Origin of the sequence: Pseudomonas sp. PB120 (assembly GCF_009761815.1) — a bacterium.
Classification (GTDB): Bacteria; Pseudomonadota; Gammaproteobacteria; order Pseudomonadales; family Pseudomonadaceae; genus Aquipseudomonas.
The window spans coordinates 32,594-46,927 of record NZ_RWIN01000156.1; the positions used below are offsets into that span (position 1 = coordinate 32,594).

13 protein-coding genes and 1 tRNA gene are annotated in these 14,334 nt (G+C 59.9%); 5 read left to right on the top strand and 9 right to left on the bottom strand.

Translation table 11 applies throughout. From position 1 onward, the window contains the following. Positions 1-14: 14 nt before the first annotated feature. From EJA72_RS28365 to EJA72_RS28390, 6 genes are all read right to left on the bottom strand, one after another. Complete coding sequence (locus EJA72_RS28365; protein WP_157715178.1) at positions 15-911, bottom strand: Gfo/Idh/MocA family protein; 897 nt, start codon at positions 909-911, stop codon at positions 15-17. Beyond that, positions 908-2,143: a glycosyltransferase gene (locus tag EJA72_RS28370; protein WP_157715179.1), complete on the bottom strand. Its 1,236-nt coding sequence runs from the start codon at positions 2,141-2,143 to the stop codon at positions 908-910. Before EJA72_RS28370 ends, EJA72_RS28365 begins: the two co-directional genes overlap by 4 nt. Continuing rightward, the gene (locus EJA72_RS28375; protein ID WP_157715180.1) at positions 2,136-2,975 is read right to left on the bottom strand and encodes a 3-keto-5-aminohexanoate cleavage protein; all 840 of its coding nucleotides are present in this window, start codon (positions 2,973-2,975) and stop codon (positions 2,136-2,138) included. The genes EJA72_RS28370 and EJA72_RS28375 overlap by 8 nt, the downstream gene beginning before the upstream one ends. Before the next feature lie 10 nt (positions 2,976-2,985). Next, on the bottom strand, positions 2,986-3,468 hold the full coding sequence (locus EJA72_RS29565; RefSeq protein ID WP_157715181.1) for an acyltransferase: 483 nt from the start codon (positions 3,466-3,468) through the stop codon (positions 2,986-2,988). Beyond that, the gene (locus EJA72_RS28385) at positions 3,461-4,855 is read right to left on the bottom strand and encodes an ABC transporter ATP-binding protein (protein WP_157715182.1); all 1,395 of its coding nucleotides are present in this window, start codon (positions 4,853-4,855) and stop codon (positions 3,461-3,463) included. The genes EJA72_RS29565 and EJA72_RS28385 overlap by 8 nt, the downstream gene beginning before the upstream one ends. Before the next feature lie 548 nt (positions 4,856-5,403). Further along, positions 5,404-5,491 (bottom strand) — tRNA-Ser (locus tag EJA72_RS28390). Between the two features lie 123 nt (positions 5,492-5,614). Here EJA72_RS28390 and EJA72_RS28395 point away from each other — a divergent pair. After that, positions 5,615-6,286, top strand: coding sequence for a Bax inhibitor-1/YccA family protein (locus EJA72_RS28395; RefSeq protein WP_157715183.1), 672 nt, complete (start codon positions 5,615-5,617; stop codon positions 6,284-6,286). 65 nt (positions 6,287-6,351) lie between these two features. Here the strand turns inward: EJA72_RS28395 and EJA72_RS28400 are convergent, their stop codons facing one another. After that, the gene (locus EJA72_RS28400; protein WP_059182827.1) at positions 6,352-6,789 is read right to left on the bottom strand and encodes an Lrp/AsnC family transcriptional regulator; all 438 of its coding nucleotides are present in this window, start codon (positions 6,787-6,789) and stop codon (positions 6,352-6,354) included. A 135-nt stretch (positions 6,790-6,924) separates the two neighbouring features. Between EJA72_RS28400 and EJA72_RS28405 the strand changes: the two genes are divergently transcribed. Continuing rightward, complete coding sequence (locus tag EJA72_RS28405) at positions 6,925-7,818, top strand: DMT family transporter (protein ID WP_157715184.1); 894 nt, start codon at positions 6,925-6,927, stop codon at positions 7,816-7,818. 26 nt (positions 7,819-7,844) lie between these two features. Here EJA72_RS28405 and EJA72_RS28410 read toward each other — a convergent pair whose 3' ends face one another. Together EJA72_RS28410 and EJA72_RS28415 are read right to left on the bottom strand one after the other, a co-directional pair. Further along, positions 7,845-8,885, bottom strand: coding sequence for an FUSC family protein (locus tag EJA72_RS28410; protein ID WP_157715185.1), 1,041 nt, complete (start codon positions 8,883-8,885; stop codon positions 7,845-7,847). A gap of 47 nt (positions 8,886-8,932) precedes the next feature. After that, a complete protein-coding gene (locus tag EJA72_RS28415; protein ID WP_157715186.1) occupies positions 8,933-10,558 on the bottom strand; it encodes an NADP-dependent glyceraldehyde-3-phosphate dehydrogenase in 1,626 nt (541 codons plus the stop codon). A gap of 186 nt (positions 10,559-10,744) precedes the next feature. Here EJA72_RS28415 and EJA72_RS28420 point away from each other — a divergent pair, with 186 nt between their 5' ends. From EJA72_RS28420 to EJA72_RS28430, 3 genes are all read left to right on the top strand, one after another. Next, complete coding sequence (locus EJA72_RS28420; protein ID WP_157715187.1) at positions 10,745-11,632, top strand: Dyp-type peroxidase; 888 nt, start codon at positions 10,745-10,747, stop codon at positions 11,630-11,632. 219 nt (positions 11,633-11,851) lie between these two features. Further along, complete coding sequence (locus EJA72_RS28425; RefSeq protein ID WP_157715188.1) at positions 11,852-12,604, top strand: GntR family transcriptional regulator; 753 nt, start codon at positions 11,852-11,854, stop codon at positions 12,602-12,604. Then, the gene (locus EJA72_RS28430) at positions 12,601-14,331 is read left to right on the top strand and encodes a fumarate reductase/succinate dehydrogenase flavoprotein subunit (protein ID WP_157715189.1); all 1,731 of its coding nucleotides are present in this window, start codon (positions 12,601-12,603) and stop codon (positions 14,329-14,331) included. The genes EJA72_RS28425 and EJA72_RS28430 overlap by 4 nt, the downstream gene beginning before the upstream one ends. Positions 14,332-14,334: the final 3 nt, after the last annotated feature.

A 14,334-nucleotide genomic window follows, 5' to 3' on the forward strand; every position in this document is an offset into this window, starting at 1 on the left:
GAACTCTCCGGTGCCTAGCAGGTTATGACTTCACTGATTGAGCAATGTTGTCGGATGCGTTCGCTCAGATCCATGACGGCCAGAGCGTCACGGCCCAAGGCGATGGCCGACCGTCGACCACCCAAGGACTGCACAAAGGCCAGAGCCTGACGGGTCAGGGCATCCGGTTGATGGCTGAGGCCGGTCTGGTCCAGGTCGATGATCCGGGATTCGTCGGGACCATGCAGGATGACTTGGCGGCGTACCTGGTCTTCTCGGCAGGCCGTGAGGTTTACGCGCTTGCCGCCGGCGAAAGCCAGTTCGCAGCGTACGTGGGAAAGCTGGCCGGCACTGCGGCGGTGCTCGAGGATGCGGATCTCTCCTCCCGGTTCGCCCAGCGTGTCAAGGAGCCAATCGATGTCGTGCACCATCAGGTCCAGGACCACGTCGGTGTCGGCCATCCCGGCCATCAGACGCGGTACCACGCGAAGGATATCCGCTCTGCTCACAGGGCCAGCCAAGGCCTGTTGGGCCAGTTGGATGGCGGGATTGAATCGCTCGCTGTGGCCGACCGCCAGTAACACCTGGTGTTGCTGGGCGGCGAGGACCAGTTGACGGCAGGCAGCGAAGTCTAGCGCCAGGGGTTTCTCTACCAGGCAGTGGATTCTGCCTTCGAGCAATGGCAAGGCGCTGCCCAGATGTTCACTGCTGGGGGTGGCGATGACGGCAAGATCGACCTTGCCGAGCAGGGCACGGCTGTCGCTGAAAAACTCACAGCCTTGCTCGGCGGCCCACTCAGCCTTGCCAGGATCGTTGTCTACCAGGGCCCGCAGTTGTATACCCGGCACCTGTCGCCAACTCTTGCAGTGCAGGCGACCCATCTTGCCGAGACCGACAATACCCAGGCGCAGGGGCTTGTTCAGTGACGTCATCCTTTGCGCAGCCATTTTCTGAGCTTTCGATAATGACCCAGTGCACGCCAGGTGCGTGAACCGGTGATTGCCATAAGGTCGCGGGCAGTGGCTTCGGCCTGAAGAGCCAGTATCGCTTGCTGTTGCTGCGAGTGGTCGACGAGCCGCTCCAGCTCCTGAATACGGGCCTCGACCTGCTGATCACGGCCTTTGATCGTTGGTGTGAGCCAGCGCAAGTAGGCCGATCCTGCACGTAACTGGTCATGCAGCCGGTCTGCAGGCTGCCTGGCAGTGGCGGCTGCTTCTGCGCGCAGATCGTCGTAGATCTGCAGCCAGCGCTCGACCACTTTCTCCATGTCCGCGTCTTCGCGTATCCAGTGACTGACCTGTTGAGCATCCGCGCTATCGTACCGCTGGATTTCCCGCAGGATATTCTCTTCGCTGAGCGTATGACGCTGCATGCTGCGCACACCGAAGTTCAGCCGGCGCAGTTCAGCCAGGTTGCGGGTATCGACCATCCCGGCCAGCCCGACCTGGTCGGCGACGACCACTGCGCAACCACAGGCCATGGCTTCGAGGGCCGCGCGGGCCTTGGCAAATACCAGGTCGTACTGGCCCAGGAGCTTGGCGGGTTCGGTAGCGGCGTTTCCGATTTGGCTGCCGACCACATCGAGCTTTTCGATCCCTGCCTGTTGGCAGGCATTGCGAAAGGCGGTGATGGCCTGGTCGTCGGCGTAGTTACTGAAGATCAGGGCCGATTTCGGCCGCTTTGGCAGTGCAGCGCGTGGTTTGAAACGTTCAAGATCCACAAAGTTGTAAAGCACTTCGATGCGTTGCGGATCAATGCCCGGAGTGATCAGCAGGCGCTCGCGGCACAGGTCGTCGACGGCCACGTAGCGGCCAATGCCGGGCATCACCGGCGGCAGCTCTTGCCATGGAAGCCAGCCATGGCAAATGTACAAGGCCGGTACCAGGGGGAAATGCAGCATCGCGGTGACCGCATCCAGGTGGTGCTGGCCGTGGATGATGTCCGGAGGGCTGTTCAAGGCCCGCAGGTCATCAATCACCGGTACGGTAGCGCGGCGTAGCTCTTCGGCAACCTCACCCAACTGCGAGCTGTAGGCGATCGGATGATGCCCGCGTTTCATCAGGGCGATGGCCAGATCGCGGACATACAGTTCGGAGCCGGCCCGTCCGGCCAGCGAGTTGTTGGTAATGAGAATACGCAAGGCGCGATTGCCAGAATCAGACATGCGAGGAAAGTCCCAGTGCAGCGCGTACCGCCTTGGCGTTGGCGGGGCGCTTGTCGAAGAAGCCTGCAAGGTCGATCACGCGTTGTACCAGTTGCGCATTGCTGGCCAACTGTTCGCGATTGCCGTCCAGCCAGAGATAATCCTCCAGCCCGACCCGTGCCCCGTTGCCATAAAGCAACCCTTGAGTATTCATCGCCAACTGGCAGGCACCAATGCCGCCACCACACCACAGCGAGTTCGCCGGCAGCTCATTGATCAGCAGGCCGAGCGCTGCCGGTCTGGCTTGGGCGCCGGCGATGTTGCCGAGGAGGAAATTAAAGTACAGCGGCGGACGGATCAGCCCGCGGTCCAGCAAGTAATGGGCGTAGTTGAGCATGCCCGCGTCGAAGACCTCCAGCTCGGGACGAATGCCGGCCTCGGCCATGCGCTCGGCCAGGCGCTGGATCATTTCCGGGCTGTTGAGACTGGCCGTGCGGCTGAAATTCATTGAAGCCAGGGTCAGGCTGCCCATGTCGGGCTTTAGGTCTCCGGTCAACCCGAGCGGGTCGGCGCGTTGTTCGAACTCACTGAAGTCGCGTCCGCTAAGCGAAACGCAGATCACCACGTCAGGATGGGTTTCCCGGATGCTGCCGATCAACCGCGCATAGACCTCCTTGCGATAAGTCGGGTGTCCGCTGTCGTCACGGGCATGCAGGTGCAGCATATTTGCACCCAGGTCGATGCAGCGACGGGCGTCAGCGACAATTTCCTCTACCGTCAACGGGACATGCTGAGTCATTGCCCGGGTGGGCAGCATGCCCGTGGGGGCCAGGTTGAGAATGAAACCATCCATTTGGGTGTGCTCAGTCCGGTTTTTCGGCACGTACTCGTGCGGGGTTGCCGACGACGGTAGCGCCTGCTGGAACATCCTTGGTGACCACACTTCCTGCGCCCACCACTGCGTTTTCACCAATGGTCACGCCGGGCAGTATCACGCTGCCACCGCCGATCTTGGCGCCGCGACAGATGCGCGGATAGACCATGGCACCCCCGGTGAGCTTGTCATTCAGAGTGACCACTCGAGGGCCAATGAAGACGTCGTCCTCAATGACCACGCCACGGGTGATGTGGCAGGCGGTCTGTATCGAGACCCGGTCGCCAATGAGGCAATCGCATATGTTGCAGTGCGAGCCAATCGTTACACCGCTACCGATGCGAGCGCCCTGGTGGATCAGGCTCATCGAGCCGACGCGGCTTTGCGGGCCGATCTCCACATTGTCCTGGACCTCGGTCAGCAGCGGATTGTAGAAACGTACCTCGGGGAAGCGTTGCTCGAGCTCATGCATGATAGTCAGGGTTCTTGCGAGTGTTAGGCGGGATGGGCACTGAGCCACAGCCTTGGGGCTGTACGCTCACGGTGTTAGGCAAATAAGCCATGGTGTAGATCCAGCCCTGTTCGGCTGGCAGGACTTTGAACGAAAGGGCGACTTCGATAATGTCGTGGAATACCGCCTGCGCGTGTTTCTCGATCGGTTCGGTGACAGAAAGGCGCAGGCTGTAGTCGCCGTTCATCAACGGCAGGCGGGTCCGGTATTCGATGCAATGGAGCTCGCCAGGGCGCATCTCCAGCAACGGGTGCCCGCTGATCAGGAAGTCTGCGCCGACTACCGAGACCAGGTGGCGGTCGCGAATCTTGTAGTTCACTGAGACCTGAGCGGTTTTCATGCATTCGACATGGATGCGCACAATGGCCTCGGCATTGAATGCACAAGCGCCGATGGGCTCGCCGTTGGGCGTGAGCAGTTCGACCAGGCGAATCCGACTGTCTCCAGTGCCTTGGCGTTTGTCGATCCAGCGTTGTTCAAACGCGTTGCTACGGAGGCGAAAGGCCTCGTCGCCTTGCTCGCAAGGAGGTGTGACCTGGTTGAGAATGGCGGGACGCGGCACCAGGGCGCTGTTCTGTGACTGGTGAATGTCGTGCAGGTAAAGGTCTGTGACTTCCCCGGTCGGTCCCTCTGCCTTCACGCGACCTTGCTCCAGATAAAGTGCACGATGGCAGATCGCGCGCACCGCAGCGATGTCATGGCTGACGAACAGCAGGCTACCGCCAGCCTTCTGAAAATTGCGAAGCCAGAACATGCACTTGGCCTGGAACGCGGCGTCGCCGACCGACAGGGCTTCATCGACGATGAGCACCTCCGGGTCGGCATGGGCGATGACGGCGAAGGCCAGGCGCACATACATGCCGCTGGAGTAGTTTTTCACCGGCTGCAAGGCAAACTCGCCTATTTCGGCGAAGGCGAGGATCGCCGGTAGTCGTTCCTCAATGACTGAGTGTGGAATACCCAACATCAAGGCATACAGGCGGGCATTCTCCACTCCGTTGAATTCCGGATTGAAGCCGACACCCAGTTCGAGCATGGCGCAGACGCGTCCGTTGACCTGGATCGAGCCCTCGGTCGGGTCGAGTGTGCCGGCGATCAGTTGCAGCAAGGTGGACTTGCCCGAGCCATTACGACCAATGATTGCCATGGCTTCGCCATGAGCAAGACTGAAGCTGACATTGTCCAGGGCGCGGAACTCCCGCGTGCTGTTGCGCGACCTCCTGCCCAGCAAGCGCTGCCAGCGAGCGTAGAGACTGTCGAGGAGCCGATCACTCGGCCGGTGATACAGCCTGTAGCGTTTACCCAGTTGCGTGCAGCTTATGACTTCGGTCGCGTGTTGATCTGACATCGTTCCCTGACCGAAAAGCCCGCAATCGCTCCGCGCAACATGTCATTGAGAGGGCGGCAACTTAGCGTTTGGCATGTTTTTTTGTAGGAAATATTTTGTCACGCGAGGATAGCATCAGGGGAAACGTACAAGCCAACACTCGTCGTCGGCTTATATAGGAGGCGAAGGGCCGGGCATTTGACGTCGACAGGCTACTCGATTGGATCCAATATGCTAGAGTATGGCGGCCCGCCTGACTCTGGCTCTTTACCAGGCACGGATTGCCAGGCCAGAGTCAGGCGAGGCCTTGGAGAGCAGCAGTGGGGCAACAATTGCATTTCTTCTTCTCGGTTTTTCTGTGCGCGTTCGATTGAGCGTTCAGGCCGAGGAGGTTGTTTTGGTTCGACAGGACGTCGGGTGTGGGGATGATCAGGGAAGAGGTTTGCTGAAGGCTTCAGTGAGTTGCGGAAGCCGAAAAGATGCGGAAACAATCACTCGGGGTGCTCAGCCAATCCCCAAACCCCAAAAACGACAAAGCCCTGAATAATCAGGGCTTTGTCGTATAAAGATGGCGGAGGCGATGGGATTCGAACTCATGGACCTGTTACAGTCGACGGTTTTCAAGACCGTTGCCTTAAACCACTCGGCCACACCTCCGTTTGCGTTGCGGGCGCCATAATACCTGAATGAAACACACTGTCAAACTCTCTCCATAGCTTGTTACAGAGCGTCTGTTATGATCTTTGCGACTGAACGTTTCAAACCAACAGGAGTGTCGCCATGCGCGAACAGGATTACGCAGTTAATAACAGCGTGCAGGCTGAGCAGCTAGAGGTTAGCCGCGTCCTGCGCAACACTTACGGCTTACTCGCACTCACCCTCGCATTCAGCGGCGTGATGGCGTTCGTTGCCCAGCAGATGCGTGTCGGCTACCCGAACGTTTTCGTGGTGCTGATTGGCTTCTACGGCCTTTTCTTCCTCACCAACAAACTCCGTGATTCGGCCTGGGGCCTGGTGTCGGCATTTGCCCTGACCGGTTTCATGGGTTTCCTGCTCGGTCCGATCCTCAACCGTTACCTGGGCATGCAGGGCGGCGCTGAAGTGGTCAGCTCGGCCTTCGCAATGACCGCGCTGGTGTTCGGCGGCCTGTCGGCCTATGTGCTGATTACCCGCAAGGACATGAGCTTCCTCGGTGGCTTCATCACCGCCGGTTTCTTCGTGTTGCTGGGTGCGACGCTGGCCAGCTTCTTCTTCCAGATCAGCGGCCTGCAACTGGCGATCAGCGCAGGTTTCGTGCTGTTCTCCTCGGTCTGCATTCTGTTCCAGACCAGCGCCATCATTCAGGGCGGCGAGCGTAACTACATCATGGCGACCATCAGCCTGTATGTATCGATCTACAACCTGTTCATCAGCTTGTTGCAGATCTTCGGCATCATGAGCCGCGATGATTAATCGTCGGCGTTAAGTAAAAAACCCGCTTCGGCGGGTTTTTTATTGCCTGTGATTCGGGGCGAGGGTTACGCCATCGGTGGCAGCCGGCGCTTGACCGGGGTTTTCTTGACGATCGCGGTGTTGGTCTCGGCGTGGGTGTTGAGGCGATCAAGCAGAGTGTCCAGCTGCTCCATCGAGCGAACATGCAGGCGGGCGATGAAGCAGTCGTCGCCGGTCACCTTGTCGCACTCGGTGAATTCAGGGATGGCCTGGATCTGCCGTTCCACTTCCTGCAACTGGCCCGGCAGCGGACGGATGCGGACGATGGCCTGGAGTTGATAGCCAAAGCATTTGGGATCAATCTCGACGGTATAACCCTTGAGCACGCCGCGTTCTTCGAGGCGACGCAAACGCTCGGCAACACTGGGTGAGGACAGGCCGCTGAGGTGGGCCAGGGCCTTGAGCGAACGCCGTGAGTCTTCCATCAACGCGCTAATCAGCACCTGGTCGATATCGTCAGTCATGGCGCAACCCCTGTAAGGCAATTAATCGAATCCGCCTTGATAAAAAAGGCAGATACGGAGTTTAGCCTGCTTTTTGCGCTGGAGAAGCCCCCCGACGGATTGGCATACTTTGGGCTCAAACACAGGAGTCTGATGATGGACAAAACAATTCGTCACGGGTCATTCGAAATGACCGCCGCCATGCTGATCTCCGGGACCATAGGCTGGTTTGTACTGGTATCCGGGCAGCCGGTACTGGACGTGGTGTTCTGGCGTTGTTTGTTCGGGGCCGGCACCCTGTTGCTGATTTGCACGGCATTCGGCTTCCTGCGTCCCGGCATTTTGACCCGTACTACTTTCTTGCTGGCGGTGCTCAGCGGCGTGGCGATCGTCGGCAATTGGGTGTTGCTGTTCGCGTCCTATTCACGTGCCTCGATTGCCATCGGCACGGCGGTCTATAACGTGCAGCCGTTCATGCTGGTCGGGTTGGCCGCGCTGTTCCTCAACGAAAAAATCACCCTGCAGAAACTGTTCTGGCTGGGCGTCTCGTTTCTCGGGATGCTGGCGATTGTCAGTGCTCACGGAACCCAGGGCGAGAGTGGTAATGAGTACTTGATGGGCATTGCGCTGGCGCTGGGGGCTGCATTCCTTTACGCGATTGCAGCGCTGATCATCAAGCGCCTGACCGGCACGCCGCCGCACCTGATCGCGTTGATCCAGGTCTCCACCGGTATCTTGTTGCTTGCGCCGTTCGCGCATTTTTCCGCATTGCCGCAAGCGCCCAGCGCTTGGGCAAGCCTGGTGACGCTGGGCATCATTCACACCGGCGTGATGTACGTGCTGCTTTACGGCGCGATACAAAAATTGCCGACCGCGCTTACCGGCGCACTGTCGTTTATTTACCCGATTGCGGCGATTTTCGTCGACTGGTTTGCCTTCGGCCATCGTCTGGAAATGCTGCAATGGATCGGTGTTGCCGCGATTCTCCTGGCGGCTGCCGGTATGCAGCAGGGCTGGAGCTTGAGGTTTCGTCGCGTTGCGACGCAATGATCAGCCCGGAGCGCAACAAACCCGCTTCAGATATTCCAGCGCGGCGCCGTCCTGGCGAGGCGCTGGCGCATCTCGCCAATGTTGCTTGCCAGTTGCCGAATCAGTAACTGATAGCCATCCAACGGGTTATAAACCGGCGCATCCAGGCTTGAAGCGATGGGCAATTCCACCACGCGACCCAGTCGCTGGGTCGCGCCGGATTTCAACGCCCGTGCCATCCCCACCAGTTGCACTCGAATCAAACGATGCTCCGCTCTCAGCGATGCCTGCAGATGCGCCATGGCGCTGGCGTCATTGGCATCCGGTCGCGTATTGCCGAGGATTTCCAGCGTGCTGACACACATCCGCAAATGGCGCTGAATGGCGTCGAGTTCGGTCATGGAAATTTTCACCTCCTTGGACACCGACGGCATCAGTGAGCGCAACTGCACCATCACCGTGTTCAGGCGACCCATGAGCCTGTGGTGCTCGTCATCCGTGACGGATTCGCCGTTGATGATGCGCCCATAAATCGTTGCGCAATCGCGCAAGGCATCCGCCAGGTTGTATCGCCAGGAGTAAACCGCGTACAGCGGCAGCGCAAAGGAAAATGCGAGGGCCAGGGCAATCCCGATCAGGATGTCCACCCCGCGCCAGAGTCCGTCGGTGATCGGGTTGTCGCCATGTCCGGCCACGATAAACACGGTAATCGCCGCCAGTAACGCGGTGTAGCCGCCCTTGCCGATGGCGTGATACGCGAAGACTCCGCACACCACGGACATCGCGAAGTAGGTCAGCCATGGCATGCCGAGCCAGGCCTGTTGCACCACCAGCAGCAAGCCAACGCCCGCCCCGATCAGGGTGCCGATGGCGCGTTCGGCGGCTTTTTTGCCGATGTTGCCGTGGTGCTGCAATCCGCCGATAACCACCAGCATCGTCACCGACGCCCACTCGCCGTGGGGCAGGTTGATGCCGGTGGTCAGCAGGATGGAGGCCATCAAACCCAATGACACCCGCACCGCGTGAATAACCCTGGCATGGCGATAGCGCTGATACGGGTCCAGTAACGGACGCAGCAATCGGCGCATCAGCGCTGGCAGTCTATTGGCCCTGAGTGTGCTCAGATTCAGTGTCCTCAGAAAATATAATCAGTGGTCAGGAAACTCGAACTGCGCCCGCTGATGATCTCGCTGATCAGTTCCTTGTTGGTCTCCTGGAACTTGGTCGCCACCAACGTGCGAATCGAGAATACCCGCAGTGCATCATGGACCGAGAGCGTGCCCTCGGCGGAGTTCTTGCGACCATTGAACGGATAGGTGTCCGGGCCACGCTGGCATTGGGCGTTGAGGTTGATGCGCCCGACCTGATTGGCGAAGGTGTCCACCAGCCGGCCGACGGCCACCGGGTTGGTGCCGAAGATGCTCAGTTGCTGGCCGAAGTCCGACTCCAGGACGTAATCAATCACCGTGTCCAGATGGCGGTAAGGCACGATCGGCACGACCGGACCGAATTGTTCTTCCTGATAGACACGCATCTGTGGCGTCACCGGGTACAACACCGCCGGATAGAAGAATGAGGCGCGGGCTTCGCCGCCACCCGGGTTGACCACCCGTGCCCCCTTATCGACCGCATCAGCCACCAGCGAGTGCAGGTAATCGACCTTGCCCGATTCTGGCAATGGCGTCAGCGCCACGCCGCTTTCCCATGGCATGCCGGGTTTGAGGTTGGCGAGTTTGGCGTTGAATTTTTCGATAAAGGCCTCGACCACGTCTTCATGGACGAAGAGGATTTTCAGCGCCGTGCAACGCTGGCCGTTGAATGACAGGGAGCCGGTGAGCGCTTCGCTGACGGCGTTGTCCAGATCAACCTCGGGCAACACGATGCCGGGGTTTTTCGCATCCAGGCCCAGCGCCGCGCGCAAGCGATGAGGTTTTGGGTGGAGTTTTTTCAGGTCGCTGGCGGCCTTGTTGGTGCCGATGAAGGCAAAGATATCGATCTTGCCGCTGGCCATCAGCGCGCTGACGGTCTCGCGGCCGCTGCCGTAGATGACGTTGATCACCCCGGCCGGGAAGCTGTCGCGGAAGGCTTCCAGCAACGGCCGGATCAGCAGCACGCCGAGCTTGGCCGGTTTGAACACCACGGTGTTGCCCATGATCAGCGCCGGGATCAGCGTGGTGAAGGTTTCGTTCAGCGGGTAGTTGTAAGGGCCCATGCACAGCGCCACGCCCAGCGGGACGCGGCGAATCTGCCCGAGCGTGTCCTGTTCCAGTTCGAAGCGGCTCGATCGGCGGTCGAGCTCCTTGAGTGCGTTGATGGTGTCGACGATGTAATCGCAAGTGCGATCGAACTCTTTCTCCGAGTCCTTGAGGTTCTTGCCGATTTCCCACATCAGCAACTTGACCACGGCTTCACGCTGCTCGCGCATGTGCCCCAAAAAGGTTTCGACGTGCTGGATACGCTCGGCCACGCGCATTGTCGGCCACAATCCCTGGCCCCGGTCATAGGCGCGCACGGCCGCGTCGAGGGCGGTCAATGCGGTTTCGGCGTCAAGCAGCGGAGTGCTGCCGAGAATGACTTGTTCGTCGCCATTTTCGCCCTTCAGGTACACCGGGCTGCGGACCTTGGCGAGGGGGCCGGACCAGGTCTTCAGCTCGCCATCGACCAGGTATTCCCGTTGTTCGGTCTGGCCGTCGAGGCGGTATTTCTCAGGGATGTCAGTGGCGTCAGGAAACAGGTTGCCGAGGATAGGTGCTGTGGTCATGTCGCTACTCCATGTGATGTAAGCCATGCGCTGGCGGCTTGCAGTTCGAATTCACTTCAAAGGTTATACGCCTTATTGGGCGGTCTTTTTAAGTGCCCTCGCTCACTAACCTGCGTTCTTTTGACCTGAGAACACACAATTGCCGATGCGGGAGGTAAACTTCGGGCTCTTAATCAAGGAGTTCATATGAGTTACTACCAGCCGGGCATTCTCGCCACCCCCGTTCCGCCTCAAGCCCGTCATATGTTCTTCGCGCTCGAATCCGTCGATGCACTGCCGGCCGCGCTTGGTCAATTGATGCAGCTGGTGGACGGGCAGTCGGCGGTGGTCGGTTTCGGTGAATCCCTGGTTAAGGCCCTCGATGGCAAGGTCGAAGGCCTGCGTGCGTTTCCGGCGCTGACCGGTGTCGGCGTCGACAACCCGTCGACCCAGCACGCTCTCTGGTGCTGGTTGCACGGCGTCGACCGTGGCGAATTGCTCAATCGCAGCCATGCCATCGAAGCCGCACTGGCGCCTGCCTTGCGCCTGGTGCAGATGAACGAAACCTTCCGCCACATGACCGGCCACGACCTGACCGGCTATGAAGACGGCACGGAAAACCCCCATGACGAAGCCGCCGTGGCGGCCGCGCTGGTGGGTGAGGGCGCTGACGGCACGGTCGGTGGCAGTTTTGCCGCGATCCAGCAGTGGCAGCATGACCTGAAAGGCTTCCATGCGATGCCGCCCCATGAAAAGGACAACATCATGGGCCGTCGCTTGATTGATAACGAAGAAATCGACGACGCGCCGATTTCCGCTCACGTCAAACGCACCGCCCAGGAAAGCTTCGCCCCCGAGGCGTTCGTGGTCCGGCGCTCGATGCCGTGGATCGAAGGCGATCGCGCCGGCTTGATGTTCCTCGCGTTCGGCTTCTCGCTGGACGCGTTCGAGGCTCAACTGCGCCGCATGAGCGGACTGGAAGACGGCATCACCGACGGTTTGTACCGCATCAGCCGACCGATCACCGGCGGCTACTACTGGTGCCCACCGCTCAAAAACGGGCGTCTGGACCTGCGCGCACTGAACATCGCCTGACCATCCCTGTAGCAGCTGCCGAGGCACGAGGCTGCGTCGGGCTTCGCAGCGGCCTCCGAGGGCGGTCCTCGGACACGCAACGCAGCCTCGTGCCTCGACAGCTGCTACAGGAATCGGTGTTGGTTCGACACATCTAACCTTATTCTCAAACGGTATTTCTCAACCTCGCCATTAGAACTCTAAGATCACATCATAACTCGTTATAACAAGTGATCTGCCATGACCGATAACGTTCTCTCCCTCAGCAGCGTCCCGCTGCACACCCAGCTGCGGGATGTGCTCCGTGCGCGCATCCTCGACGGTGAATACCCGCAAGACAGTCAGATGCCCTCCGAAAGCGAACTCGGCGCGCTGTTCAAAGTCAGTCGCATCACCGTGCGCCAGGCCCTGGGCGATTTGCAGAAAGAAGGGCTGATTTTCAAGATCCACGGCAAAGGCACCTTCGTCTCCAAGCCCAAGACCTTTCAAAACGTCAGCACCCTGCAAGGCCTGGCCGAGTCCATGACCGGTCGCGGCTACGAAGTGATCAACCGCCTGCGCAGCTTCAAATTCATTGCCGCCGACAAACTGGTCGCCGAGCGTTTGCAGGTGGCCGAAGGCGAGACCGTGGCGCAGATCAAGCGTGTTCGCCTGATCAACCGCGAGCCGATCTCGCTGGAAATCACCTACCTGCCCAAAGCCATCGGCGAGCGTCTGGAAAAGGCTGACCTGGTCACCCGCGACATTTTCCTGATCCTCGAAAACGACTGCGGCCTGGCCCTCGGTCATGCCGACCTGGCCATCGATGCCGTGCTCGCCGACAGCGACCTGACCCAGGCACTTAATGTCGAACCCGGCTCGCCGATCATGCGCATCGAACGCCTGACCCACGATGCCAATGGCCGCCCCGTGGACTTCGAGCACCTTTATTACCGTGGCGATGCGTTCCAGTACCGCCTGCGGATCGACCGGCAAAAAGGGGAGCAGGCATGAGCCGAAATACACTGGAGCAGGAATACGACATCGTCGTGATCGGCGGTGGCACGGCAGGGCCGATGGCGGCGATCAAGGCCAAGGAGCGCAACCGCGATCTGCGGGTGCTGTTGATCGACAAGGCCAACGTCAAGCGCAGCGGCGCCATCAGCATGGGCATGGACGGCCTGAACAACGCGATCATTCCGGGCCACTCGACGCCGGAGCAATACACCAAGGAAATCACCATCGCCAATGACGGCATCGTCAATCAGGCAGCGGTGTATGCCTACGCCACCCACAGCTTCGAAACCATCGAGCAACTGGACCGTTGGGGCGTGAAATTCGAGAAAGACGAAACCGGCGACTACGCGGTTAAAAAAGTCCACCACATGGGCGCCTATGTGCTGCCGATGCCGGAAGGGCACGACATCAAAAAAGTCCTGTACCGGCAATTGAAGCGGGCGCGGGTCAGCATCACCAATCGCCTGGTGTGCACGCGGTTGCTGACGGACGACGAAGGCGCGGTCAACGGCGTGATGGGCTTCGATTGCCGCACCGCCGACTTCCATGTGATCAAGGCCAAAGCCGTGATTCTGTGCTGCGGCGCGGCCGGGCGCCTGGGTTTGCCGTCTTCGGGCTACCTGATGGGCACCTACGAAAACCCGACCAACGCCGGCGACGGTTATGCCATGGCGTACCACGCCGGCGCCGAACTGGCGAACCTCGAATGCTTCCAGATCAACCCGTTGATCAAGGATTACAACGGCCCGGCCTGCGCCTACGTCACCGGCCCGCTGGGCGGCTACACCGCGAACAACAAGGGCGAGCGCTTCATCGAGTGCGACTACTGGAGCGGCCAGATGATGTGGGAGTTCCACCAGGAGCTCGAAAGTGGCAACGGCCCGGTGTTCCTCAAACTCGACCACCTGGCCGAGGAAACCATCCAGAACATCGAAGAAATCCTGCACAGCAACGAGCGCCCGAGTCGCGGCCAGTTCCACGCCAATCGCGGCACCGATTACCGCACGCAGATGGTCGAGATGCACATCTCCGAAATCGGTTTTTGCAGCGGGCATTCGGCGTCGGGGGTGTGGGTCAACGAGAAGGCCGAGACCTCGGTCAAGGGCCTGTACTCGGCGGGTGACATGGCCGCCGTGCCGCACAACTACATGCTCGGCGCGTTCACCTATGGTTGGTTTGCCGGCACCAACGCGGCTGATTTTGTCGCCGGGCGCGAGTTTTCAGCGCTGGATGCCCGGCAGATCGATACGGAAAAACAACGGGTCTACGCACCGCTGGACCGCGAGCACGGGCTGCCACCGGCGCAGGTCGAGTACAAGCTGCGGCGTTTTGTGAACGACTACCTGCAACCACCGAAAGTGACCAAGAAGATGCAAATCGGCCTGCAGCGCTTCAGCGATATCCAGCGCGACCTCGACCAGATCAAGGCCCACAACGCCCACGAACTGATGCGCGCCATGGAAGTCAGCATGATCCGCGACTGCGCCGAAATGGCCGCCCGTGCGTCGTTATTTCGCGCTGAAAGTCGCTGGGGGCTTTACCACTATCGGGTCGATCACCCGCAGCGCAACGACAGCGACTGGTTCTGCCATTGCCACCTGAAGAAAGGTGACGACGGCCAGATGACCAGTTTCAAGAAAGCCGTCGAGCCTTACATCATCCCGCTCGATGCCGAAGAAATGCAGGCTTACGACCGACTGCGGGTCGGTGCCTTTGCCGCCTGAGCA